The sequence below is a fragment of the Pseudomonas sp. P1_C12 genome, from assembly GCF_056406435.1.
The window spans coordinates 64,212-88,530 of record NZ_JBFUAE010000015.1 but is presented as its reverse complement, the minus strand read 5'-3'; the positions used below and the strand labels follow the sequence as shown (position 1 = coordinate 88,530).

General features: G+C 59.3%; 23 protein-coding genes and 1 pseudogene. 15 read left to right on the top strand and 9 right to left on the bottom strand.

Features of this window, described 5'->3' with window-relative positions:
- Window positions 1-89: 89 nt before the first annotated feature.
- Window positions 90-1,217 (top strand): annotated as a pseudogene (locus AC1D19_RS23140) (glutamate dehydrogenase).
- Here the strand turns inward: AC1D19_RS23140 and AC1D19_RS23135 are convergent.
- The 3 genes from AC1D19_RS23135 to AC1D19_RS23125 form a co-directional block, all read right to left on the bottom strand.
- Window positions 1,214-1,708, bottom strand: a complete 495-nt coding sequence (locus tag AC1D19_RS23135; protein WP_477756669.1) for a GreA/GreB family elongation factor — start codon at window positions 1,706-1,708, stop codon at window positions 1,214-1,216. The pseudogene AC1D19_RS23140 and the gene AC1D19_RS23135 sit on opposite strands and share 4 nt — an antisense overlap.
- A gap of 303 nt (window positions 1,709-2,011) precedes the next feature.
- A complete protein-coding gene (locus AC1D19_RS23130; RefSeq protein ID WP_477764651.1) occupies window positions 2,012-3,865 on the bottom strand; it encodes an Lnb N-terminal periplasmic domain-containing protein in 1,854 nt (617 codons plus the stop codon).
- Window positions 3,866-4,109: 244 nt separating this feature from the next.
- Window positions 4,110-4,598, bottom strand: coding sequence for a DUF3015 domain-containing protein (locus AC1D19_RS23125; protein ID WP_007970900.1), 489 nt, complete (start codon window positions 4,596-4,598; stop codon window positions 4,110-4,112).
- Window positions 4,599-4,852: 254 nt separating this feature from the next.
- Here AC1D19_RS23125 and AC1D19_RS23120 point away from each other — a divergent pair, with 254 nt between their 5' ends.
- Window positions 4,853-7,291 carry a Lon protease family protein gene (locus AC1D19_RS23120; RefSeq protein WP_477755806.1) on the top strand — a complete coding sequence of 813 codons (2,439 nt, stop codon included), beginning with the start codon at window positions 4,853-4,855 and terminating at the stop codon, window positions 7,289-7,291.
- 320 nt (window positions 7,292-7,611) lie between these two features.
- The gene (locus AC1D19_RS23115; RefSeq protein ID WP_477755805.1) at window positions 7,612-7,953 is read left to right on the top strand and encodes a PA4575 family protein; all 342 of its coding nucleotides are present in this window, start codon (window positions 7,612-7,614) and stop codon (window positions 7,951-7,953) included.
- 6 nt (window positions 7,954-7,959) lie between these two features.
- On the opposite strand, the gene AC1D19_RS23110 is transcribed toward AC1D19_RS23115, so the two are convergent.
- Window positions 7,960-9,789, bottom strand: a complete 1,830-nt coding sequence (locus AC1D19_RS23110) for a hypothetical protein (protein WP_477764650.1) — start codon at window positions 9,787-9,789, stop codon at window positions 7,960-7,962.
- Between the two features lie 170 nt (window positions 9,790-9,959).
- On the opposite strand from AC1D19_RS23110, the gene AC1D19_RS23105 reads away from it, so the two are divergent.
- From AC1D19_RS23105 to AC1D19_RS23095, 3 genes are all read left to right on the top strand, one after another.
- Window positions 9,960-10,448 carry a TIGR00645 family protein gene (locus AC1D19_RS23105; RefSeq protein ID WP_007990463.1) on the top strand — a complete coding sequence of 163 codons (489 nt, stop codon included), beginning with the start codon at window positions 9,960-9,962 and terminating at the stop codon, window positions 10,446-10,448.
- A gap of 135 nt (window positions 10,449-10,583) precedes the next feature.
- On the top strand, window positions 10,584-10,874 hold the full coding sequence (locus AC1D19_RS23100) for a DUF6482 family protein (protein ID WP_477755803.1): 291 nt from the start codon (window positions 10,584-10,586) through the stop codon (window positions 10,872-10,874).
- A 121-nt stretch (window positions 10,875-10,995) separates the two neighbouring features.
- Window positions 10,996-11,613 carry an FKBP-type peptidyl-prolyl cis-trans isomerase gene (locus AC1D19_RS23095; RefSeq protein ID WP_477764649.1) on the top strand — a complete coding sequence of 206 codons (618 nt, stop codon included), beginning with the start codon at window positions 10,996-10,998 and terminating at the stop codon, window positions 11,611-11,613.
- Between the two features lie 132 nt (window positions 11,614-11,745).
- Here AC1D19_RS23095 and AC1D19_RS23090 read toward each other — a convergent pair whose 3' ends face one another.
- The 3 genes from AC1D19_RS23090 to AC1D19_RS23080 form a co-directional block, all read right to left on the bottom strand.
- Window positions 11,746-12,003, bottom strand: coding sequence for a PA4570 family protein (locus tag AC1D19_RS23090; protein ID WP_223528321.1), 258 nt, complete (start codon window positions 12,001-12,003; stop codon window positions 11,746-11,748).
- A gap of 206 nt (window positions 12,004-12,209) precedes the next feature.
- Complete coding sequence (locus tag AC1D19_RS23085) at window positions 12,210-12,551, bottom strand: zinc ribbon domain-containing protein YjdM (protein WP_095946014.1); 342 nt, start codon at window positions 12,549-12,551, stop codon at window positions 12,210-12,212.
- A gap of 207 nt (window positions 12,552-12,758) precedes the next feature.
- Window positions 12,759-13,727 (bottom strand): polyprenyl synthetase family protein, encoded by a 969-nt coding sequence (locus AC1D19_RS23080; RefSeq protein WP_477764648.1) that lies wholly within the window; start codon window positions 13,725-13,727, stop codon window positions 12,759-12,761.
- A gap of 239 nt (window positions 13,728-13,966) precedes the next feature.
- Between AC1D19_RS23080 and rplU the strand changes: the two genes are divergently transcribed.
- The 5 genes from rplU to AC1D19_RS23055 all read left to right on the top strand — a co-directional run bounded on the left by rplU (window position 13,967) and on the right by AC1D19_RS23055 (window position 17,726).
- On the top strand, window positions 13,967-14,281 hold the full coding sequence (gene rplU, locus AC1D19_RS23075) for a 50S ribosomal protein L21 (RefSeq protein ID WP_003176051.1): 315 nt from the start codon (window positions 13,967-13,969) through the stop codon (window positions 14,279-14,281).
- Between the two features lie 35 nt (window positions 14,282-14,316).
- On the top strand, window positions 14,317-14,574 hold the full coding sequence (gene rpmA / locus AC1D19_RS23070) for a 50S ribosomal protein L27 (protein WP_003281574.1): 258 nt from the start codon (window positions 14,317-14,319) through the stop codon (window positions 14,572-14,574).
- Between the two features lie 195 nt (window positions 14,575-14,769).
- Window positions 14,770-15,993 carry an Obg family GTPase CgtA gene (gene cgtA, locus AC1D19_RS23065; RefSeq protein WP_008052064.1) on the top strand — a complete coding sequence of 408 codons (1,224 nt, stop codon included), beginning with the start codon at window positions 14,770-14,772 and terminating at the stop codon, window positions 15,991-15,993.
- 137 nt (window positions 15,994-16,130) lie between these two features.
- Window positions 16,131-17,249 (top strand): glutamate 5-kinase, encoded by a 1,119-nt coding sequence (gene proB / locus AC1D19_RS23060; protein WP_150727089.1) that lies wholly within the window; start codon window positions 16,131-16,133, stop codon window positions 17,247-17,249.
- 12 nt (window positions 17,250-17,261) lie between these two features.
- Entirely contained in the window at window positions 17,262-17,726 is a 465-nt protein-coding gene (locus AC1D19_RS23055; protein ID WP_008022496.1) for a CreA family protein, read from the top strand.
- A 97-nt stretch (window positions 17,727-17,823) separates the two neighbouring features.
- On the opposite strand, the gene rpsT is transcribed toward AC1D19_RS23055, so the two are convergent.
- Window positions 17,824-18,102 carry a 30S ribosomal protein S20 gene (gene rpsT, locus AC1D19_RS23050; protein WP_007970922.1) on the bottom strand — a complete coding sequence of 93 codons (279 nt, stop codon included), beginning with the start codon at window positions 18,100-18,102 and terminating at the stop codon, window positions 17,824-17,826.
- 252 nt (window positions 18,103-18,354) lie between these two features.
- Here rpsT and murJ point away from each other — a divergent pair, with 252 nt between their 5' ends.
- The gene (murJ, locus tag AC1D19_RS23045) at window positions 18,355-19,893 is read left to right on the top strand and encodes a murein biosynthesis integral membrane protein MurJ (protein WP_477753716.1); all 1,539 of its coding nucleotides are present in this window, start codon (window positions 18,355-18,357) and stop codon (window positions 19,891-19,893) included.
- Here murJ and AC1D19_RS23040 read toward each other — a convergent pair.
- Window positions 19,871-20,116, bottom strand: coding sequence for a hypothetical protein (locus AC1D19_RS23040; protein ID WP_458237013.1), 246 nt, complete (start codon window positions 20,114-20,116; stop codon window positions 19,871-19,873). The genes murJ and AC1D19_RS23040 overlap by 23 nt on opposite strands.
- Here AC1D19_RS23040 and ribF point away from each other — a divergent pair.
- From ribF to lspA, 3 genes are read left to right on the top strand one after another with little or no spacing between them, the layout of a single operon-like run.
- On the top strand, window positions 20,024-20,962 hold the full coding sequence (ribF, locus tag AC1D19_RS23035) for a bifunctional riboflavin kinase/FAD synthetase (RefSeq protein ID WP_477753715.1): 939 nt from the start codon (window positions 20,024-20,026) through the stop codon (window positions 20,960-20,962). The genes AC1D19_RS23040 and ribF overlap by 93 nt on opposite strands.
- A 13-nt stretch (window positions 20,963-20,975) precedes the next feature.
- Window positions 20,976-23,807 carry an isoleucine--tRNA ligase gene (gene ileS / locus AC1D19_RS23030; RefSeq protein WP_477753714.1) on the top strand — a complete coding sequence of 944 codons (2,832 nt, stop codon included), beginning with the start codon at window positions 20,976-20,978 and terminating at the stop codon, window positions 23,805-23,807.
- Window positions 23,800-24,312, top strand: a complete 513-nt coding sequence (gene lspA, locus AC1D19_RS23025; RefSeq protein WP_477764647.1) for a signal peptidase II — start codon at window positions 23,800-23,802, stop codon at window positions 24,310-24,312. The genes ileS and lspA overlap by 8 nt, the downstream gene beginning before the upstream one ends.
- Window positions 24,313-24,319 lie beyond the last annotated feature (7 nt).

Here is a 24,319-nt window from a genome sequence, read left to right as displayed (position 1 = left end):
GTATCGCGGTGAGTTCATCGCCGGCAAGCCAGCTCCTACAGGAATGTGGATTGCCCGAGATCCGGAAAAACTCACGGACACTGTAGGAGCTGGCTTGCCAGCGATGGCGGTGTAACTGTTGGTGCAGAACTCCGGATCAACCCGAATTCCACCAGGCTGTAGAAGAAGTCCTGCGCACTCTGTGGCCGTTTCTTGAAGCCAATCCGCATTACCTGACCTCGGGCATTCTGGAACGCATCTGCGAGCCGGAGTGGGCGCTGGTGTTTCGCGTGTCGTGGGTCGACGATCGGGGCAAAGTCCAGGTCAATCGCGGGTTCCGCATCCAGATGAACAGCGCGATCGGCCCGTACAAGGGCGGTCTGCGTTTTCACCCGTCGGTGAACATGGGCGTGCTGAAATTCCTCTCCTTCGAACAGACCTTCAAAAACTCCCTGACTTCATTGCCCATGGGCGGTGGCAAGGGTGGTTCGGACTTCGACCCCAAAGGCAAAAGCGACGCGGAAGTCATGCGCTTCTGCCAGGCCTTCATGAGCGAGTTGTACCGCCACATTGGTGCGGACGTTGACGTGCCAGCCGGGGACATCGGCGTCGGTGCGCGGGAAATCGGTTTCCTGTTCGGCCAGCACTAGCGCTTGAACAACCAGTTCACCAGTGTGCTGACCGGCAAAGGCCCAAGCTACGGCGGCAGCCTGATTCGCCCGCAAGCTTCCGGTTTCGGTTGCGTGTACTTCGCCGAAGAAATGCTCAAGCGCCGTGGCCTGGCTGGCCGTTTTGACCTGGAGTTCCGCACCGGTCAGCTGCCATGGAGCCTGAGCTGCGATATCGCGCTGCCGTGCGCAACGCAAAACGAACTGGATGTCGAAGCCGCTCGCACCTTACTGCGCAACGGCTGCATCTGTGTGGCCGAAGGCGCGAACATGCCGACCACCCTCGAGGCGATGGACCTGTTCATCGAGGCCGACATTCTGTTCGCAGCGGGCAAGGCGTCCAACGCCGGCGGCGTGGCGGTGAGCGGGCTGGAAATGTCGCAGAACGCCATGCGCCTGGCGTGGACCGGTGGCGAAGTGGACAGCGAACTGCACGCGATCATGCAGTCGATTCACCACGCTTGCGTGCATTACGGCGAAGAGGACGGTCGGGTCAATTACGTCAAGGGGGCGAACATCGCCGGCTTCGTGAAGGTCGCCGATGCGATGCTGGCCCAAGGCGTCGTCTAAGTCGGTTCGATGCGAATCACTTCAATCATTTGATCCCCGGCGGGGCGCTGCCACAGTACTTCGTCGTTGAGTTGTGCGCCGAGCAGCGCCCGGCCCAGCGGTGAACCCCAATTGATCAGGCCGTGGGCGGCATCGGCCTGATCTTCGCCCACCAGTTGTACCCGGCGCTCGGTGGCGTGTTCATCGGCGTAGGTCACCCAACTGCCGATTTGCACTTTCTGGGTCGAGGTCGCGGCGGGTACCACCTGAGCGCTGCCCAGGCGCTGTTTGAAATAACGCAGATCACGTTCGAGATCGGCCAGGCGCTGTTTGTCCGCCTGCTCACCTTTTGCCGATTGCTCGGCATGCAGGGTTTGCAGTTCGGCGACTTTGCCCTGTAACAGCTTCAGGCCTTGCGGCGTGACGTAATTGGGCTGCGCGCTGACCTGCCGTTCGACAGGCTGATCGGCTTGCGCGCTGGCGTTATCTTCATTGACGAAGGCACGGCTCATGGAATTCTCCCGGTATAGGGTTTGGGTCATGGTCGCAGGCATCTGGTTTCACTGGATGTCTGAAAGCGACTTACGGCGAGTGATAGGCCCGAGCGGCATCCTGATTTTTCTGTTGCTGTCAGGCCTTGCCCCATTCTTCCTGATGACTGTTGCGCTCATCCGCCGCGGTCCACGACCACGCAACGCCGCATCTCGGAACCCCGGCCCCCTGGGGTCTATAAGGAAAGTCTAGAAGCTGGCTCGCGAGGATGGTGTGCGCGGGCGGTGAAAAATCCATTCCCCCTGTGGGAGTAGCGTGTCAGGTCAGTAGTGATACCACTTCAGCTCAAGCATCACTTCGTTCTCGGCCGTCGCCAAATGGCTGAACTCACGCTGGGCGCTCAAGCGCAGACCGAGATTGCGGGATATTTCCCATTGCTGATTCAGGCTCAGGCTACGACGCACTTCGCCATTGGTGAAAAAATCACCCTTGGCTTCCAGGCTCAAGTTGCCCAGCGGGTTTTTCCACAGCACGCCACTGTTGAAACCAACGGCCGGCGCGATGAATGCGGCGAAGTCGTTGTTGTGTTCGATACGCACGGTGCCCAGGGCAAAACCGAGCAGATCGTCGCCCAATTGCCAGGTTCCACCGCCACCGCCGTTGACGTGGCTGACCAGGGTTTGGTCATCATGCTTGCCTGGCACCCGCTCCAGACCACCGGTGACTTGCCATGACAGCGGTTGCAGCAACTCGTTACGCGGGGTCAGGGAACGAATGGTCGCCAGGTCCAGTCGCTGCACTTGCCAGTCATTGCCTTCGTACTGGCGCAGTTTCAATTGCAGGATTTCGATCTGCGCGCCAAGGGGAAAGCTTTCGCTGTTGTCATTGAGGTCGTGATAAGCCATGCGCAAGCCGTACTCGCCAAAGGCTTTATCGCCACGGGTACCGAGGCCGAGTTGCCAGGTACGGGACTCGTGACCGTCTTCAGGCAGGCCGGGTTGCGGGATATCCAGCTCCGGCGCCGGGTTCTGGTTGATTGCCCGCAGCAGTTCGAAGCTGCGCTGGGCGCGCGCCGGGTCGCGCTCCCGGCCATTGGCGCGGTAGCGTTCCAGACGATAGGCCGCATCGATGATCAGCGCCTGGCGGTCGCGGGGTTGTGCCTTGAACGCCGGGTCCTGCAATTGGTTCTGATCGGCGCTGACGTTCAGTACCCATTGCTGCTCTTCAGGGTTCAACGGTTCGGCGCGACTGAGCAACTCGCGTTCCCGGGACGGACGATACTGGATGGATTCCACCAGCCCGGCATTTTTCACGGCTTTGACGGTGTCGGTCGGGATGGCGGTGAGTGGGAACTGCTCGGTCAGGCGCAGGCTCGGGCGGGCCACTTGCAGCAGTTCCAGCAAGCGGTACGAGCAGTTCTCGTCAAAGAAGAAATAGTCGAACTTGATCTGCTTCAGCTCCCAGACGTGCTCGACCATGCGCGCGGTTTCCTGCTGGGTCAGGTTCAGTCGGTATTCCCACAGGTCGCGGTTTTCCAGGCTGCGGTATTCCGAGAGTTTTTCCTGGTAGGGCACCAGCGCGAACAGGCCGGGATAGCCGCCCATCAGGCCTTTCCAGGCATAGAGGATGCTGTTGTCCGAGCCCTCGATGTAGGCGCCGAAGTTGATCGCGTAACTGAGCAGCGAAGTCTTGTCGCTCTTCACTTCGGCCTGATCGATGCGCAGCAGGGTGTGGCCAAACATCGAGGATGGACTGTTCAGGTACGCAGCCGGGAAGATCATCACCGCACTGTCGGGCGAGACGTCCTTGAACCATTGCTTGAATTCGGCGCAGGCCGGCGTCGGCAGGCCGGTCAGGCCGAGCTGCTCTTCGAGCCAGCGGGTGCGGGCCGGGTAGACGCATTGTGCGTGCTGTTCACCGGTACTGGCCGGGGCGTACAAGGCTTGTACGGTAGCAGCCAATTCATTGTCCGGGTGTTCATTGCCATCGGCGGCGAGGAAGAATTTCGGGTCGCTGACATAGCTGCGCCAGCCACCGAGCTTGGCGGTTTCGTAATGGCCTAGGGATATCCAGAAAGGGTCGTTGGCCAGTTGCTGCAAACGTTGTGGGTCGATGTGAGGCGCGGCGGACAGCGGGGCGCAGGCACACAGCGCCAGCCAGGCAAGGCGTTTGAGCATAGATGGCAACTTAAGTCGAAAAAAACAAAGGCCGTTTGCCCGTAGGAGCTGGCTTGTCGGGTCGCCGCATCGCAGCGAAGGTCGTTAACGATAACGCGTGTCTACCGGATAAACACGGCGCCTTTGAAACCATCGCTGCGATGCGGCGACCCGACAAGCCAGCTCCTACAGTCAGCGACATCCAAAGGTGGTCGCGTCCAAAAAACAAAACCCGCTTCCCGAAAGAAGCGGGGGCGAGTGGAGCTTATGCCTGGGTCGCGTACTTGGCCAGACGAGGGTCGGCTTTGAGCACGGCCAGGGTATTGGTATGCACGTCTTCGGCAGTCACGTCAGCCTTGCTGAAGATCTGCTGGAAGTGCTCGTGAGTGACGGCGGCGAAGTGCGCACGGTCTTCCGGCGCCACGCCCAGTACCACGGCATAGGTGGTCAGCGCTTCGCCCTGACCTTTGGCCATGTCTTCGGACAGCTCGTTCATCATGCCATTCATGGCAAACCAGGATTTACCGCCATAGGTCAGCGACGCGTTGGTTGCGCAACCGTTGGTACCGGAGGTCATGCCGAAGGTTGCGTTGCCGGAGGTGCCGTTGGTGGTGGATGCCAGGAAGTGGGCCGGAGTACCACGCTGACCTTCGAACAGCATGTTGCCCCAACCGCAATCCGGGCCGCCCGGCGCCTGAGCCATGGCGTTGATGGATACGGCGGTGAAGAGAGTACCGAGAAGAATCCGTTTCATAGCTTTGTTCTCTTTATGTGCCTACCAATGGACAAGTGGGCCGGTCATTAGTCCAGCCGCGCAGTCTGGAGTTTAGGCACGATCACGGGGCTCCGTGATTTTTTGCAAAAGATTCATGGGAAACCGTGGCGCAAGCCCGGCCCGCCTGGGGTTGGCGGATTGACGATGCTCAGGCCTGCGGCGCTCCTTGCCAGTCGGGTATGGGCGGCGCCAGAATGCTGCCATCTGCCCCGCCTGATTGTTAAGGAAGCCCGATGCCTGATCCTGTTGCTGCCAGCTTGCGTCTAGCGCCCGAAGCGCTGACCCGTCCGTTTTCCGCTGAACAGTTCAGCTTCTCTACCACCAATGATCTGGAGCCCTTTCGCGGTGTGCTTGGCCAGGAACGTGCGGTCGAAGCCTTGCAGTTCGGTGTGGCCATGCCACGCCCCGGTTACAACGTATTCGTCATGGGCGAGCCCGGCACTGGCCGGTTCTCGTTCGTCAAACGCTATCTCAAGGCCGAAGGCAAGCGCCTGCAGACCCCGGCGGACTGGGTCTATGTCAACAATTTCGATGAGCCGCGCGAACCACGTGCCCTGGAATTGCCGTCGGGCACTGCCGGTAACTTCATTGGAGATATCAACGGTCTGATCGACAACCTGCTGGCGACGTTTCCGGCAGTCTTCGAGCATCCGTCCTACCAACAGAAGAAAAGCGCCATCGACCGCGCCTTCAACCAGCGCTACGACAAGGCCCTGGACGTCATCGAGCGTCTGGCCCTGGAAAAGGACGTCGCACTCTACCGCGACGCCAGCAATATCGCCTTCACCCCAATGGGCGATGGCAAGGCGTTGGACGAAGCTGAATTCGCACAACTGCCGGAAGCCGAGCGCGAGCGCTTTCACGAGGATATTTCGGTACTGGAGGAGCGCCTGAACGAAGAGCTCGCCAGCCTGCCGCAATGGAAGCGCGAATCGAGCAACCAACTGCGTCATCTGAACGAAGAAACCATCACCCTGGCCTTGCAGCCGTTGCTGTCGCCGTTGTCGGAGAAATACGCCGAGAACGCCGCGGTGTGCGGTTATCTGCAAGCCATGCAGGTGTATTTGCTCAAGACGGTGGTCGAGCAACTGGTGGACGATAGCAAGACCGATGCCGTCGCCCGCAAGTTGCTGGAAGAGCAATACGCGCCGAGCCTGGTGGTTGGTCATTCGGCCAGCGGCGGTGCGCCGGTGGTGTTCGAGCCGCACCCGACCTATGAAAACCTCTTCGGTCGCATTGAATACAGCACCGATCAGGGCGCGCTGTACACCACCTACCGCCAACTGCGGCCGGGTGCTTTGCACCGGGCCAATGGCGGTTTCCTGATCCTTGAAGCGGACAAGATGCTCAGCGAGCCATTCGTGTGGGATGCGCTCAAACGCGCCCTGCAATCGCGCAAGCTGAAAATGGAGTCGCCGCTGGGTGAGCTGGGCCGTCTGGCCACCGTGACCCTGACACCGCAACACATTCCGTTGCAGGTCAAAGTCGTCATCATTGGTGCCCGTCAGCTGTATTACACGCTGCAAGACCTCGATCCGGACTTCCAGGAAATGTTCCGCGTCCTGGTGGATTTCGATGAAGACATCCCGATGGTCGACGAGAGCCTGGAGCAGTTCGCCCAGTTGCTCAAAACCCGTACTTCCGAAGAAGGCATGGCACCGCTGACCGCCGATGCGGTGGCCCGCCTGGCAACCTACAGTGCGCGTCTGGCCGAGCACCAGGGGCGCTTGTCGGCGCGTATCGGTGACTTGTTCCAACTGGTCAGCGAGGCGGACTTCATCCGCCATCTGGCCGGTGATGAAATGACCGATGCCGGGCACATTGAACGGGCACTCAAAGCCAAGGCCACGCGGACCGGGCGGGTTTCGGCGCGGATTCTCGACGACATGCTGGCCGGGATCATCCTGATCGACACCGCGGGCGCGGCAGTCGGCAAGTGCAACGGCCTGACCGTGCTGGAAGTCGGCGATTCGGCCTTTGGTATACCGGCGCGGATTTCCGCCACGGTGTACCCGGGCGGCAGCGGCATTGTCGACATCGAGCGCGAGGTCAACCTCGGCCAGCCGATCCACTCCAAAGGCGTGATGATCCTTACCGGTTATCTGGGCAGTCGTTACGCCCAGGAGTTTCCGCTGGCGATTTCCGCGAGTATCGCCCTGGAGCAATCCTACGGTTATGTCGATGGCGACAGTGCTTCCCTGGGCGAGGCCTGCACCCTGATCTCGGCCTTGTCGAAAACCCCGCTCAAGCAGTGCTTTGCCATCACCGGTTCGATCAACCAGTTCGGCGAAGTGCAGGCGGTCGGCGGAGTCAACGAGAAGATCGAGGGCTTCTTCCGTCTGTGCGAGGCCCGCGGGTTGACCGGCGAGCAGGGGGCAATCATTCCTCACGCCAACGTCGCCACGCTGATGCTCGACGAGAAGGTGCTGGCGGCGGTACGTGCGGGGCAATTCCATGTCTACGCGGTCCGTCAGGCCGACGAAGCCTTGAGTTTGCTGGTTGGCGAGCCAGCCGGCGAGCCGGACGAGAATGGCGAATTCCCTGAAGGCAGCGTGAACGCACGGGTCGTGGAGCGCCTGCGGGTTATCGCGGAAATGATCAGTGAAGATGATCTGAAAGAGGCCGAGAAGGAGTTGGCGCAAGAGGCTTTGGCGGAAACCAAACCGGCTTGATACCTGTTTGAGTCTGGCTCACCTCGGTACTGTGGGAGCGAGCCTGCTCGCGATGAAGGACTGACATTCAACCCCTATGTTGACTGAAGGTCCGCCATCGCGAGCAGGCTCGCTCCCACGGTTTTTTGTGGTGAATGTCGAAAAGCGTCATCGAAATGACGTCAACATTCACGCGGTGACCATTCGGCGCCTTTCGGTATCGCACTGCCTGCAAGCCAGACTTTTCTTCTATTCTCAGCTCAGGGATGTCGACAGTAATCACAGGATCGAAACAGCCTTCACATGGGGGCTGAATACCGGATCTACCGAGGGTCGCCGCCATGTCGCGCAACCTCTGCCTTACCCGTCAATGCCTGGGCCTTGAGACCCGTATCGAGTGTGCCATCCGTCCGTTGGCGGGAGATACGGGCATGTGGACTCTGCTGTTCGCCGCCGGAATGGCCGGTGAACAACCTTCGGCCATCAAGGCCCAAGGCCCGTTTCACGGTCCGTTCGTCGCTGAATCAATCCTCGACACCATCGTTGAAAGCCTGACCTTGCACGGCTACGAGTTGGCCAACGATCCGCAAATCTGGTGCTTGCACCTGCAAGCCCAACTGCGGGAAATCAACGGTGGTCGCTGCCGAAACATGGGCGGCTTCGAGTTTCACCCCGAGTACTGATTCGCACTATTGATCAAGGCGCGTCATGTCGGCCTTGTCGAGTTTGACCTCGAAACCATACTGCACGGTGGCGAGGTCAGTGCGCTGATAGGTTTCCAGGCGCGTAGGCTGTCCGTAGAAGTAATGCACGGCAAACTGCGCCGGCCCTTGTGCGCTCGCGCCATGGCTGACCGATAGAATCTCCTTCAAGTAATTGCCGGTGTCGTCCTTGGCGAAAAAGCGCCAGTCCTGGGCGGGAAACTGCTTCAAATCAACCACCAGAGCATTGGCTTTAAGTTCGAGGCCTTTGGGCAGTTGGCGGGCGTCGACGGTTTTTTGCTCGACGGTGGCCAGGAACAGCGGCATCGACCCCACCGCATAGGCCGGCGTTTGCGGAAACAGATTCAGATCGTAGGTAATGGTGCCGCGCAGGGGATCGATCTGGTACGCCTCGGGCGGCAACTCGATCGGCTCGTCGCGTTTGCCACTCGCGTCTTCGGTAAAGAAACTCACCGGACTTTCACCGGGGTTGAACGATGTGCCGAGCAGTTCATCGTTGAAGCTGCGCAGATGAGTGAGTTCGATTCGCGCAGCACTGGGGTCATCGACCGACTGACTGATGCTGACGTTCTTTTTCAGTTGATCCTCGCTCAGCGTTGCCCCTTTGAGCCAACCGGGCGCCTGGTCGTCATAGACCACCACGGGCAGGTTCAAGGGCTGGATGGTCTTGTCCGTGGTCTCGGCATCGAAGTGCCGGACCGGCAGGTCGAGGCTCTTGCGGGTGACCGTGACGGCGGAAAAATCCAGCATGCTGACTTCGAGGGTTTCGATCGTCCCGTTGAAGTACACCTTCGAATAATGTCGAGTCTGCTGTTTCTCAAAGTTGCGCTGTTCTTCGTCGAGCTGTTTTTCCAGGGCCTCGCTCCAGTTTTTTTGCTGCTGCATCTTGGCCAGCTGCTGCTGATAGAACGCAATTTGTACCGCGGTTTCGTTGATTGAGCCGGCGCGCGAGAGGAATTGCCCGGTGCTGTCCGTGGCCTGGACGATCAGTGGGTTCAGCGGTGTTTCTCTGACTTCGGGGGCTAGCGGCGCGCTGTTGTTGTATTCGATTTCCGCGTAGTTGTTCGTCAGTGTGAGCAGGGTGACGCTCAGGTTGTCATTGGTGCGGGTCTGGCCTATGTCCTTTTTCGTCAGGTCGAAGCTGTAGAGGCGGCGTGGCGCGATGACCTCGACTTTGCCCTGCAGGCTCACCGGTTGCGGTTGCTGCTTTCTGTCGATGTCGAGGCCTTCGATGAAGGGGTAGGCCACAGTCAGGTCATCGGGGGTGGTCAGGTTGGAACTCGATGGGCTGAGTTGAATGCCGGGGTCGGTTTCTGACCATTCCGGCTGGAATGGGATCACTCGTTTATTGCTTAGTGTGACCGACTGCCATTCCAGGCCATGGGGAAACAAAAACGCGGCAGGAACGCTGAAAGTGAAGGGAAACACCGGTTGCAGATCGGTCAGATAGTCGGAACTGGAGTCTTTTTGCAGCACGAACAACCCGTTGATGTAGGCGTCGACCAGGGCCTGCGGGGTCGGGTAGTGCTTGAGCATGGCGAGGGCGTCTTCGCCGTATTCGGTTTCCACCTGTTTACTCTCGAGCTTGAGTTGCGCGCGCTCGAGCAGCAGCAGTGAGCCGCCCAGCTCCGACACGGCATCCTTGAGCTTCGGATCCTGGATGGCGTCCAGCGACTTTTCGAATTGCGCGGTTTTTTCTTCGAGGCTGACCTGGCGTTTTTCATCGCTGGGTGAGCAGCCGCTTAGAAGCAGCGCCATGCAAATTCCGGCACTCGTCAAAGGCAATCGCACATCCATTTCCAGTCTTCCTGTCCGATATCACTGAGCGGTCAATGATTTGGACACTAGCAGAAAAATTTTGATACACAGGCGCAGGTGGCGGATTTTTCGACGGTTTCTGGCTGCTTCTGGGTATAGACGGGCGGCTGGTATACTCGCGGCCATTTTCAGCCCACATGTGAGATTCAATGGAACGCTTTATCGAAAATACAATGTACGCCTCGCGCTGGCTGCTGGCGCCGATCTATTTCGGCCTGTCCCTCGGGTTGCTGGCGCTGGCGCTGAAATTCTTCCAGGAAGTCTTTCACGTCATCCCGAACGTGTTTTCGATGGCCGAATCGGACTTGATCCTGGTGCTGCTGTCGCTGATCGACATGGCGCTGGTGGGCGGTTTGCTGGTGATGGTGATGATTTCCGGCTACGAGAACTTCGTCTCGCAGCTGGACATCGACGACTCCAAGGAAAAGCTCAACTGGCTGGGTACCATGGACTCTTCGTCGCTGAAAATGAAGGTGGCGGCGTCGATCGTGGCGATCTCGTCCATTCACCTGCTGCGCATCTTCATGGATGCCAAGAACGTCGATCCCGAGCATTTGCAGTGGTACGTGATCATCCACATGACCTTCGTGGTATCGGCATTCGCCATGGGTTACCTGGATAAAGTCACCAAGCACTGATCCATTGCTGGCCCCATGAAACACGCCGCCCGTCTGTTGCAAAACAGACGGGCGGCGTCGTTTGTGGCTTGTGCTTTGATGCGCCGAGGCCTATCCCTGTAAGTATGTTGGCTCGCCACTGCGTGAGGTGCGTTCATGACCCTGAATGAGTTGAATGCGTATGCCATCGCCGGAAAGGTCGATGAGCTGAACCTGATCTCCATGGAGGGGGGCATTTACCTGCTGGAAGCACGGATGCATGGCGCGGCGTACCCCCTGAGCGATACGCACGGCCAGATGATGAGCCTGCGTTCGGTGGAGCATGCCCGTGATGTGCTGCGCTCCTTTCCCAAGTTGCACTTCAACCTTGTGCACACGGTCGTGCATGACGAAATGTGCGGGCTGGTTGCTGACGTGGAAGAAAACCTGAAGGTGCCGATCGCCTGAGGTCCCTCATCAATGGCATGACATCTGTGCTAGTCTGCTGGCCCTTTTGGTTCCGGGCGCTCCGGGACGCGCTGTGCACGCATGGCAAGTTCCCGAGCCGTCCGCACAGCGGAGCAGTGTCATGTCCGAAGTAAATCTGTCCACCGACGAAACCCGCGTCAGCTACGGTATTGGCCGTCAGTTGGGCGACCAACTGCGCGACAACCCGCCACCGGGCGTCAGCCTGGACGCGATCCTGGCTGGCCTGACCGACGCATTCGCCGGCAAGCCAAGCCGTGTGGGTCAGGAAGAAATGTCCGCCAGCTTCAAAGTCATCCGCGAAATCATGCAGGCCGAAGCTGCAGCCAAGGCTGAAGCGGCTGCTGGCGAAGGCCTGGCTTTCCTGGCTGAAAACGCCAAGCGTGACGGCATCACCACTCTGGCTTCCGGTCTGCAGTTCGAAGTGCTGACCGCTGGCGAAGGCGTCAAGCCATCCCGTGAAGACTCTGTGCGTACTCACTACCACGGCACCCTGATTGATGGCACTGTGTTCGACAGCTCCTACGAGCGCGGCGAGCCTGCAGAATTTCCGGTTGGCGGCGTGATCGCCGGCTGGACCGAAGCCCTGCAACTGATGAACGCCGGCAGCAAATGGCGCCTGTACGTGCCGAGCGAACTGGCATACGGCGCTCAAGGCGTTGGCAGCATCCCGCCGCACAGCGTACTGGTGTTCGACGTCGAACTGCTCGACGTTCTGTAATACCCGCTGATTACCTGTAGGAGCGAGCCTGCTCGCGATGGGCGTCAACGATAACGTGGCCATTCTGAATGAACGCGGTGTCTTTGAGTTTTTCGCGAGCAGGCTCGCTCCTACAGTGTTTTGCAGTGTCTCTCATGGATGAAACTTGCCATTGAGATCCGTCGTCGGGCGCAACGCCCGGGCATAGCAGAACAGAAACAGATTACGCACCAGTTCCTTGAGCACCACCGGCTCGCTGGAGCTCAGGCCATTGAGGTCAAGATCACCCTGGTCTTGCAGTTCGTTCAAGGCTTCTTCTTCAAGCACCGCACAGACTTCCCCGGTTTCCCGATGCAGGATTCTGAGGTAAGGGTGTGGGCGGTCCAGCCAGGCATCGATCAGATAAGTCATGGTTCTCATCTCCATTGAAGGTTTTATGAGAATAATTCTTATTCACTAAATAGCAAGAGCCTATTGGCGGTTTGCGCTTTTTTCCAGGTAAGGATTGCGTCAGGTCAAAAACGACTGGCGTCTGGCTATTGCGAGGATTGACTGGGCCAAGCGGGGGAGGGTGAGGCGCCATCCCGCGGCCGGGCGCGGGATGGAAGACAGCAGGTTCAGACTTTCCTGACGAACTCGGACTTGAGTTTCATCGGTCCGATGCCGTCGATCTTGCAATCGATGTCGTGATCGCCATCGCACAGGCGGATGTTCTTGACCTTGGTGCCGACCTTGACCACCAAAGACGTACCCTTGACCTTGAGGTCCTTGATCACGGTGATGGTGTCGCCGTCCTGCAGGACGTTGCCGACCGAATCCTTTTTCACCGCGTCATCGGACACCGCTTCGGTTTCACCGCTGGCGGACCATTCGTGGGCGCACTCGGGGCAGATCAGCTGCGCGCCGTCTTCATAGGTGTATTCGGAATTGCATTTTGGGCAGGGTGGCAACGTGCTCACTAAGGCTCCTTGGATTCAGGATCGCTAAAAAGCGCACATTGTATAGGGTTTTAAGCGGGAGAGGGGCGGGATGCTTGCCGGCGAACGCTGCGGTGCCGCTTTCCTGTAGGAGCCGGCTTGCCGGCGAACCAGGCGACGCGGTGTGTCTGAAACACCGCCTTCGCTGCGATGCGGCGACCCGACAAGCCAGCTCCTACAGAGGGCGTATCAATGCGTGCGGGCTACCGCGAACTCGCTCAACTCGACCAAGGCATCGCGAAACTCGCTCGGCGGCAGCGTTTCGAGGCACTTGATCGCACGGGCCACATAATCGCGGGCCAGTTGCGCGGTGTACTCCAGCGAGCCCGAGGCTTCCACGGCTTCGCGGATGCTTTCCAGATCTTCGATTCCGCCTTTCTGGATCGCCTTGCGCACCAGGGCGGCCTGCTCCGGTGTGCCTTCACGCATGGTGTAGATCAGCGGCAGGGTCGGCTTGCCTTCGGCCAGATCGTCACCGACGTTCTTGCCCAGGGTTTCGGCGTCGCCTTTGTAGTCCAGCAGGTCGTCGACCAGTTGGAAGGCCACCCCCAGGTGATCCCCGAATGTACGCAGGGCTTCGGCCTGTTTCGGCGTGGCTTCGCACAGGGCGGCAGCACTGTGGGTCGAGGCTTCGAAGAGCATCGCGGTCTTGCCGCGGATGACTTCCATGTAGGTTTCTTCGGTGGTGCTGGCGTCACGAACCTTCGATAGCTGCAACACTTCGCCTTCAGCGATGATGCGCGTGGCCTGCGACAGGATCTTCATCACTGGCATCGAGCCCAGCTCGACCATCATTTCGAACGAGCGCGAATACAGGAAATCACCCACCAGCACGCTTGGCGCGTTGCCCCACATGGCGTTGGCGGTCGAGCGGCCACGGCGCATGCCGGACATGTCGACCACATCGTCATGCAGCAGGGTGGCGGTGTGCAGAAACTCGATGGTCGCGGCCAGCAGGCGCAGGTCATCGCCTTCGCGACCCAGGGCCTTGCCACACAGCAGCACCAATAAAGGACGCAGGCGTTTACCGCCGGCCGAGGTAATGTAATCGCCGATTTTCGAGACCAGCGGCACGCGCGAAGTCAGCTGCTTCTTGATGATGCCGTCGACGGCGCTAAAATCGTCCGCCACCGCGCGGTAGAAAGCTTGGGGTTGCATCAGCGACAGTCGCTCCAGAAGGGTTGCGCGGCATGCTAGGACCCGCGTCCGGGCCTGTCAAGGCGCGATGGACGGCCCCTTGCAAGGCGCTCGTGGCTTGCGTACAATCGCGCACCCTGAACTTCCTGGGCAGCACCTGCCTTACGCAATTGCAAGCGGGCCTCCAGCCCCATGCAGCCATGCCAGCCAATACCTCTTCTTATAAAGAGCTGGGTGAGCAGGATTATCGGAGAAATACCATGTCTTATGCAGTAATCGTTACTGGCGGCAAGCAGTACAAAGTCGCCCCAGGTGAATACCTGAAGATCGAAAAACTGGAAATCGCTACCGGCGAATCCGTTACCTTTGATCGCGTTCTGTTGGTTGCCAACGGTGACGACGTGAATATCGGCGCTCCAGTTGTTGCTGGTGCTACCGTTGTGGCTGAAGTGATCTCCCAAGGTCGTCACGATAAAGTCCGCATCATCAAGTTCCGTCGTCGTAAGCACCACATGAAGCGTATGGGCCACCGCCAGTGGTACACCGAGATCAAAATCACCGGTATTCAGGCTTAATTTCAGCCTAATTCCTCACTAGGAGAATTGAACTCATGGCACACAAAAAAGCTGGTGGTAGTACCCGTAACGGTCGCGACTCAGAAGCCAAACGCCTTGGCGTGAAGATGTATGGCGGCCAGGCTATCAAAGCAGGCAACATCATCGTGCGTCAGCGCGGCACCCAATTCCACGCTGGCTACGGCGTTGGCATGGGTAAGGATCACACCCTCTTCGCTAAAGTCGAAGGCGTGATCAAGTTCGAAGTAAAAGGCGCCTTCGGTCGTCGTTACGTGAGCGTAGTCGCGGCTTAATTGCGCGATCGCTGGAAAAGCCCTGTCTCGCGACGGGGCTTTTTCGTTTGTGGGGTGAGTCTCTTGCAAAGCTGTTTGTATGGGCTGTTGGCGTACGATGTAGGTGTCGTGGTTTGGGGTCGCTGCGCTCATTTTTGCAAGAGTCTTATGTCTTGATTGTTTTTCGGCTCGTCCGTATGGCGAGAGGCGTTTGTTATGAAGTTTGTTGATGAAGTATCGATTCGCGTAAAGGCTGGTGACGGCGGCAATGGCGCCATGAGTTTCCGTCGGGAAAAATTTATCGAGAACGGTGGTCCGAACGGCGGTGATGGCGGTGACGGCGGTTCCATCTACATGATGGCCGACGAAAACCTCAACACCCTGGTGGACTACCGTTACACCCGGCACTTCGATGCCGAGCGTGGTTCCAACGGCGGCAGCACCGACTGCACCGGCAAGAAGGGTGAAGACCTGATCCTGCGCGTTCCGGTCGGCACCACGGTGATCGACTCCGCGACTCAGGAGGTCATCGGTGACCTGACCAAGGCTGGTCAGAAATTGATGGTAGTGCAGGGCGGCTGGCACGGTCTGGGCAACACCCGTTTCAAATCCAGTACCAACCGTGCGCCGCGCCAGACTACTCCGGGCAAGCCGGGTGAGCAGCGCGACCTGAAGCTGGAAATGAAGGTACTGGCTGACGTAGGTCTGCTGGGCTTGCCGAACGCCGGTAAAAGTACTTTTATCCGTTCGGTTTCGGCTGCCAAGCCGAAAGTTGCCGACTACCCGTTCACCACGCTGGTGCCGAACCTGGGTGTGGTCAGCGTCGATCGCTGGAAGAGCTTCGTCATTGCCGATATTCCGGGTTTGATCGAAGGCGCTTCCGAAGGTGCTGGTCTGGGTATTCGCTTCCTCAAGCACTTGGCGCGTACGCGCCTGCTGCTGCACCTCGTGGACATGGCGCCGCTGGATGACGCCAGCGCACCGGATGCCGCTGAAGTGATCGTCAACGAGCTGATCAAGTTCAGCCCGTCCCTGGCGGAGCGTGATCGCTGGCTGGTCCTGAACAAGTGCGACCAGATCCTTGATGAGGAGCACGATGCTCGCGTCAAGGAAATCGTTGATCGCCTGGAATGGACTGGTCCGGTCTACGTGATCTCGGCCATCTCCAAGCTCGGTACCGAGCGTCTGTGCCACGACATCATGCGTTACATGGAAGATCGTGCTGATCGCCTGGCCAATGACCCAGCTTACAAGGAAGAGCTGGCCGATCTCGATCAGCGCATCGAAGACGAAGCTCGCGCGCAACTGCAGGCGCTGGATGACAAGCGTGCCCTGCGTCGCAGCGGCGTGAAGTCGGTCCACGACATCGGTGACGATGATTGGGACGAAGAAGATGTGGATGACGAAGACGGTCCGGAAATCATTTACGTGCGTGACTGATTCGTTGCGATAAACTTAAGCGCCGCTCAATTGAGCGGCGTTTTGGTATCTGGAAATCGATTGTTGGTCACGAATAACCACGAATAACGTCACGGGCAGTGCTAGGTCGCGCTGTCCTCAAGCTAAGGTTGAAGATGATGCGGAGCAAGGTGACAGGTGCGCAGCGTTGGGTCGTGAAGATCGGCAGCGCTTTGCTGACGGCGGACGGCAAAGGCCTGGATCGCGCGGCAATGGGTGTCTGGGTTGAGCAGATGGTGGCCTTGCATGAGGCGGGTGTCGAGCTGGTGCTGGTGTCCTCCGGGGCGGTGGCGGCCGGTATGAGCCGTCTGGGCTGGACCTCGCGACCCAGTGCGATGCACGAGCTCCAGGCCGCTGCTGCAATCGGTCAGATGGGGTTGGTGCAGGCCTGGGAATCGAGCTTTGCCGAGCATGGCCGGCATACCGCGCAGATTCTCCTGACCCATGACGACCTGTCCGACCGCAAGCGCTACCTGAATGCTCGCAGTACCTTGCGTGCACTGGTCGAGCTGAAAGTCATTCCGGTGATCAACGAGAACGACACTGTGGTCACCGACGAAATTCGTTTTGGCGACAACGACACCCTGGCAGCGCTGGTGGCGAACCTGGTCGAGGCGGATTTGCTGGTGATTCTGACGGATCGCGACGGCATGTTCGACGCTGATCCGCGCAACAATCCGGATGCCCAGCTGATTTACGAGGCGCGTGCCGATGATCCGGCGCTCGACGCGGTGGCGGGCGGCACCGGTGGTGCGCTGGGGCGTGGTGGCATGCAGACCAAATTGCGTGCTGCGCGTCTGGCGGCCCGTTCCGGTGCTCACACCATCATCGTTGGTGGGCGCATCGAGCGCGTGCTGGATCGCCTCAAGGCGGGCGAGCGCATCGGCACTTTGCTCTCGCCGGAGCGCGGCATGCTGGCGGCACGCAAGCAGTGGCTGGCCGGTCACCTGCAAACCCGTGGCACCCTGGTGCTGGATGCGGGTGCGGTGATTGCGTTGTCCCAGGGCAACAAGAGCTTGCTGCCGGTTGGGGTCAAATTGGTGCAGGGCAGCTTCCGTCGCGGTGAGATGGTGGTCTGCGTGGCGCCGGACGGTCGCGAGATCGCTCGTGGCCTGGCCAACTACAGTGCGCTGGAAGCACAAAAAATCATTGGTCAGTCGTCTGAGGCGATTGTCGGTCTGTTGGGTTACATGGCGGAGCCGGAACTGGTTCACCGCGATAACCTGATTCTGGTCTGAAGGAATACCTGAATGCGCGTGGCAAAAGGATTGTTGGGGTTGCTGTTGGCGATGCCCCTGCTGGCTTCGGCCGAAGAGATCGGTCAGGTGTCGACGGTGTTCAAGTTTGTCGGGCCGAATGACCGGATCGTGGTCGAGGCCTTTGATGACCCCAAGGTCGATGGTGTGACCTGCTACCTGTCGCGGGCCAAGACTGGCGGCGTGAAGGGTGGTCTGGGGTTGGCCGAGGATCGTGCCGAGGCATCTATCGCCTGTCGTCAGGTTGGGCCAATCAGCTTCAAGGGCGAACTCAAGGATGGCGACGAGGTGTTCAAGGAGCGCACGTCCCTGGTGTTCAAGACCATGCAGGTGGTGCGCTTTCTCGACAAGAAGCGCAATACGCTGGTGTATCTGGTCTACAGCGATCGCTTGATCGAGGGCAGTCCGCAGAATGCGGTGACGGCGATTCCGATTTTGCCGTGGGCCCACGCCCAATAATCTGACGCAAATCGCCAATGTAGGAGCGAGCTCGCTCCTACAAATCGCAGGCAATAAAAAACCGACCCTGAGGTCGGTTTTTTAATGAACGAGTCGCTTAGGCGGCAGCGGCAACGTTCAGGGCCTTGACGTGGCCATTCAGGCGGCTCTTATGACGAGCGGCCTTGTTCTTGTGGATGATGCCTTTATCGGCCATACGGTCGATAACTGGCACAGCCAGAACGTAAGCGGCTTGAGCTTTGGCAGCGTCTTTTGCGTCGATGGCCTTAACTACATTCTTGATGTAGGTACGAACCATGGAACGCAGGCTGGCGTTGTGGCTGCGACGCTTCTCAGCCTGTTTTGCACGTTTTTTGGCGGAAGGTGAGTTGGCCACCGTCGAGCTCCTCGAAAGACTTTTTAGGAAATAGCAAACAAAATAGGCCGCGAATCATGCCGATGAGTTGAGTTCTTGTCAAGGGCGGTTGAGACGTTCCGCTAAGTGGTAGGTGAAGCAAGCTTGGAGATTTCTTTCCAGCGTGCGACCTGTAAACTCGCGAGCTTTGGCTCTGTGCTGTTGCGGCGCGGAGTATCGCATAAGTAGGCGCGTAGTTCGCCTGCTGTTTATCGACAGGCACAAACTCTTTCCATGAATCTGCTCAAATCGTTGGCCGCCGTCAGCTCTATCACGATGCTTTCCCGGGTTCTGGGATTTGTTCGGGACACCCTCATCGCGCGCGCATTTGGCGCGGGAATGGCGACCGACGCCTTCTTTATCGCCTTCAAACTGCCCAATCTGCTGCGGCGGATCTTTGCCGAAGGGGCGTTTTCCCAGGCGTTCGTGCCGATTCTTGCCGAATACAAAAGCCAGAAGGGCGAGGAAGCGACCCGAACCTTCATTGCCTACGTCTCGGGCCTGCTGACGCTGGTGCTGGCGCTGGTTACCGTGTTGGGCATGATTGCCGCGCCGTGGGTCATCTGGGTGACCGCGCCGGGTTTCACCAACACGCCGGAAAAATTCGAGCTGACCTCCAGTCTGCTGCGGGTGACCTTTCCCTACATCCTGCTGATTTCCCTGTCGTCGTTGGCTGGCGCGATCCTCAATACCTGGAATCGCTTTTCGGTGCCAGCCTTCGTGCCGACCCTGCTGAACGTCAGCATGATCATCTTTTCGGTGTTTTTGACGCCGTATTTCGATCCGCCCGTAATGGCGCTCGGCTGGGCGGTTCTGACGGGTGGCCTGGCGCAGTTGCTCTATCAACTGCCGCACCTGAAAAAGATCGGCATGCTGGTGCTGCCACGCCTGAACCTGCGCGACACCGGCGTCTGGCGCGTAATGAAGCAAATGCTGCCAGCAATCCTCGGTGTCTCGGTTAGCCAGATTTCGCTGATCATCAACACCATCTTCGCTTCGTTCCTGGTTGCCGGTTCCGTGTCGTGGATGTACTACGCCGACCGTTTGATGGAGCTACCGTCCGGCGTGTTGGGCGTCGCGCTGGGGACGATTCTGCTGCCGACCCTGGCCAAGACCTACGCCAACAAGGATCGTCACGAGTATTCGCGCATTCTCGACTGGGGTCTGCGCCTGTGCTTCGTATTGGTGCTGCCTTGCTCGCTGGCATTGGGGATTCTGGCGGAGCCGTTGACGGTTTCCTTGTTCCAGTACGGCCAGTTCAATGCGTTTGATGCATCGATGACCCAGCGTGCCCTGATCGCTTATTCGGTCGGTTTGCTCGGGATTATCGTGATCAAAGTGCTGGCCCCCGGCTTTTATGCGCAACAAAACATCCGCACACCGGTAAAAATTGCGATTTTCACCCTGGTGGTCACCCAGTTGTTCAACTTGATGCTGATCGGGCCGCTGGCTCACGCGGGCCTGGCCTTGGCGATCAGTGCTGGCGCCTGCCTCAATGCCGGTTTGCTGTTCTATCAACTGCGCAAACAGCAGATGTACCAGCCGCAGCCGGGCTGGGCGAAGTTCGCGTTCAAACTGCTGGTCGCGGTGGCGGTGATGTCCGCGGTATTGTTGGGTGTGATGCACTTTATGCCAGCCTGGGATCAGGGACATATGCTCGAGCGCTTCTTGCGTCTGGGGGCGTTGGTGGCGGCGGGTGTAGTGGCTTATTTCGGCATGTTAGTGTTGATGGGTTTCCGTTTGCGCGACTTCAATCGCAAGACGCTGGAATAGAGGTTCTGGCTTCGATAAACACGGGCGAGCCGACAGTTTTGTCGGCTCGATCACTTTGGGTTACGGTGTTGCCTGTCGTCGGCCGCCGGGTGTGGTTATAATCGACCACTTTATGAGCAAGAAGCGCGTTATGCAGCTGGTTCGAGGCCTCCACAATCTGCGCCCCCAGCATCGGGGCTGTGTCGCCACTATTGGCAACTTTGACGGTGTTCACCGTGGTCACCAGGCTATCCTGGCGCGGCTGCGTGAACGTGCGCTCGAGTTGGGCGTGCCCAGCTGCGTTGTGATTTTCGAGCCGCAGCCGCGAGAATTTTTCGCCCCGGACACGGCCCCGGCCCGTCTGGCCCGGCTGCGGGACAAACTGCAGCTGCTGGCCGACGAAGGTGTCGACCGCGTCCTGTGCCTGGCCTTCAACCAGCGGCTGAGCAAGCTCAGCGCCAGCGAATTCGTTGATACCATCCTGGTGGACGGCCTTGGCGTACAGCACCTTGAAGTCGGTGACGACTTCCGGTTCGGCTGCGACCGCGTAGGGGATTTCGATTTCCTGCAACAAGCCGGCATCGTTCAGGGCTTTACCGTCGAGGCGGCGCAAACCGTTGAGCTGGACGGTATTCGCGTCAGCAGCACTCAGGTCCGCAATGCCCTGGCTGCAGCTGATTTTGCCTTGGCCGAGCGACTGCTCGGTCGGCCGTTCCAGATTACCGGGCGGGTGCTGCACGGCCAGAAACTGGCTCGCCAGTTGGGTACGCCCACGGCCAACATACAACTCAAGCGCCGTCGCGTTCCGCTTTCCGGGGTTTACCTGGTCAACGTCGACATCGACGGCAAGACCTGGCCCGGCGTCGCCAATATCGGCGTGCGGCCCACGGTTCAAGGTGATGGCAAGGCCCACCTCGAAATACATCTTTTAGATTTTGCCGGCGATCTGTATGACCGGCGTTTAACGGTGGTTTTCCACCACAAGCTGCGTGAAGAGCAGCGTTTCGCCTCTCTGGAGGCGTTGAAAACGGCGATCAACGCGGATGTCGCCGCCGCCCGTGCACTAGCCGCACCTAGCGCCCATCGCTAATGAAGAGCCTTAAATGACCGACTATAAAGCCACGCTAAACCTTCCGGACACCGCCTTCCCAATGAAGGCCGGCCTGCCTCAGCGCGAACCGCAGATTCTGCAGCGCTGGGACAGCATTGGCCTGTACGGAAAGTTGCGCGAGATTGGCAAGGATCGTCCGAAGTTCGTATTGCACGACGGCCCTCCGTACGCCAACGGCTCGATTCACATCGGTCATGCGCTGAACAAGATTCTCAAGGACATGATCATTCGTTCGAAGACCCTGTCGGGCTTCGACGCGCCTTATGTCCCGGGTTGGGATTGTCATGGCCTGCCGATCGAGCACAAAGTCGAAGTGACCCACGGCAAGAACCTGGGTGCAGACAAGACCCGCGAGCTGTGCCGGGCCTACGCCACCGAGCAGATCGAAGGGCAGAAGTCCGAGTTCATCCGTCTGGGTGTGCTGGGCGACTTCGCCAACCCGTACAAGACCATGGACTTCAAGAACGAGGCCGGGGAAATCCGTGCCCTGGCCGAAATCGTCAAGGGCGGTTTCGTGTTCAAGGGCTTGAAGCCTGTTAACTGGTGCTTCGACTGCGGTTCGGCCCTGGCCGAGGCGGAAGTCGAGTACGAGAACAAGAAGTCCTCGACCATCGACGTGGCCTTCCCGATTGCCGATGAAGCCAAACTGGCTGCCGCCTTCGGTCTGCCATCGCTGGCCAAGCCTGCCTCGATCGTGATCTGGACCACCACCCCGTGGACCATCCCGGCCAACCAGGCGCTGAACGTCCACCCGGAATTCAACTACGCCCTGGTCGATGCCGGCGACAAACTGCTGGTGTTGGCCGAAGAGCTGGTCGAGTCGTGCCTGGCGCGCTACTCGCTGGAAGGTTCGGTAATCGCTACTGCCTCCGGTTCGGCGCTGGAACTGATCAACTTCCGTCACCCGTTCTACGACCGTCTGTCGCCGGTTTACCTGGCCGACTACGTTGAACTGGGCGCCGGCACCGGTGTGGTTCACTCCGCTCCGGCCTACGGCGTAGACGACTTCGTGACCTGCAAGAAGTACGGCATGGTCAACGACGACATCCTCAACCCGGTACAAAGCAACGGCGTTTACGTACCGTCGCTGGAGTTCTTCGGTGGCCAGTTCATCTGGAAGGCCAACCCGGCCATCGTTGACAAGCTGACCGAAGTCGGTGCGCTGCTGCACACCACTATCATTGAACACAGCTACATGCACTGCTGGCGCCACAAGACCCCGCTGATCTACCGCGCCACCGCGCAGTGGTTCATCGGCATGGACAAGCAGCCGACCACCGGCGACACCCTGCGCCAGCGCTCGCTCAAAGCCATCGAAGAGACCCAGTTCGTTCCGGCCTGGGGCCAGGCGCGCCTGCACTCGATGATCGCCAATCGTCCGGACTGGTGCATTTCCCGTCAGCGCAATTGGGGCGTGCCGATCCCGTTCTTCCTGAACAAGGAAAGCGGTGAGCTGCACCCACGTACCGTCGAGCTGATGGAAATCGTTGCCAAGCGCGTTGAAGTAGAAGGCATCGAAGCCTGGTTCAAGCTGGACGCCGCGGAGCTGCTGGGCGATGAAGCGCCGCAATACGACAAGATCAGCGACACCCTGGACGTCTGGTTCGACTCGGGTACCACGCACTGGCACGTCCTGCGCGGTTCGCACCCGATGGGCCACGAAACCGGCCCACGCGCCGACCTGTACCTGGAAGGCTCGGACCAACACCGTGGCTGGTTCCACTCGTCGCTGCTGACCGGTTGCGCCATCGACAACCACGCACCGTATCGCGAACTGCTGACTCACGGCTTCACTGTCGACGAGTCCGGCCGCAAGATGTCCAAGTCTTTGGGCAACGTGATCGCGCCACAGAAAGTCAACGACACCCTGGGCGCCGACATCATGCGTCTGTGGGTTGCTTCGACCGACTATTCGGGCGAAATGGCGGTTTCCGAGCAGATCCTGCAACGCAGTGCGGACGCCTACCGGCGTATCCGTAACACCGCGCGTTTCCTGCTTTCGAACCTGACCGGCTTCAACCCGGCCACCGACCTGCTGCCAGCCGAAGAAATGTTAGCTCTGGACCGTTGGGCCGTAGACCGTACCCTGCTGCTGCAACGCGAGCTGCAAGAGCACTACGGCGAATACCGCTTCTGGAACGTGTACTCGAAGATCCACAACTTCTGCGTGCAGGAACTGGGCGGCTTCTACCTCGACATCATCAAGGACCGTCAGTACACCACTGGCGCCGACAGCAAGGCCCGTCGTTCGTGCCAGACCGCGCTGTTCCACATCTGCGAGGCGTTGGTGCGCTGGATCGCGCCGATCCTGGCGTTCACCGCCGACGAACTGTGGCAGTACCTGCCGGGCGAGCGTAACGAGTCCGTCATGCTCAACACCTGGTACGAAGGCCTGACCGAATTGCCGCAAGGCTTCGAGCTGGATCGCGCTTACTGGGACCGGATCATGGCGGTCAAGGTCGCGGTCAACAAAGAAATGGAAATCCAGCGCGCGGCCAAGGCTGTCGGTGGCAACCTGCAAGCCGAAGTGACGCTGTTCGCCGAAGACGCGCTGACCGCCGACCTGGCCAAGCTGAGCAACGAACTGCGCTTCGTGCTGATCACTTCGACCGCCAGTGTCGCGCCATTGGTGCAGGCACCGGCCGATGCCGTGGTCACCGAAGTCAGCGGCCTGAAGCTGAAGATCGTCAAGTCGGCCTTCGCCAAGTGCGCCCGTTGTTGGCACTGCCGTGAAGACGTCGGTGTGAACCCGGAGCATCCGGAAATCTGCGGCCGTTGCGTGGATAACATCAGCGGCGCTGGCGAGGTCCGTCACTATGCCTAATGCCGTTGGCCGTTTCGGACGGCTGAGCTGGCTCTGGTTGAGTTTGCTGGTCCTGGTCATCGACCAGGCCAGCAAGTTCTACTTCGAAGGCTCGCTGAAGATGTACCAGCAAATCGTGGTGATCCCCGATTACTTCAGCTGGACCCTGGCTTATAACACCGGTGCGGCGTTCAGCTTTCTGGCTGACAGCTCCGGCTGGCAGCGCTGGCTGTTCGCGTTGATCGCTGTCGTGGTCAGTGCGGTGCTGGTGGTGTGGCTCAAGCGTCTGGGGCGCAACGAGACCTGGCTGGCGGTTGCGCTGGCACTGGTACTCGGCGGCGCACTGGGCAATCTGTATGACCGCATTGCCCTGGGCCATGTGATCGATTTCATTCTGGTGCATTGGCAGAACCGCTGGTATTTCCCGGCGTTCAACTTTGCCGACAGTGCAATCACGGTTGGTGCTGTCATGCTGGCACTGGATATGTTCAAAAGTAAAAAGACCGGAGAAACCGTTCATGACTGAACAGGTA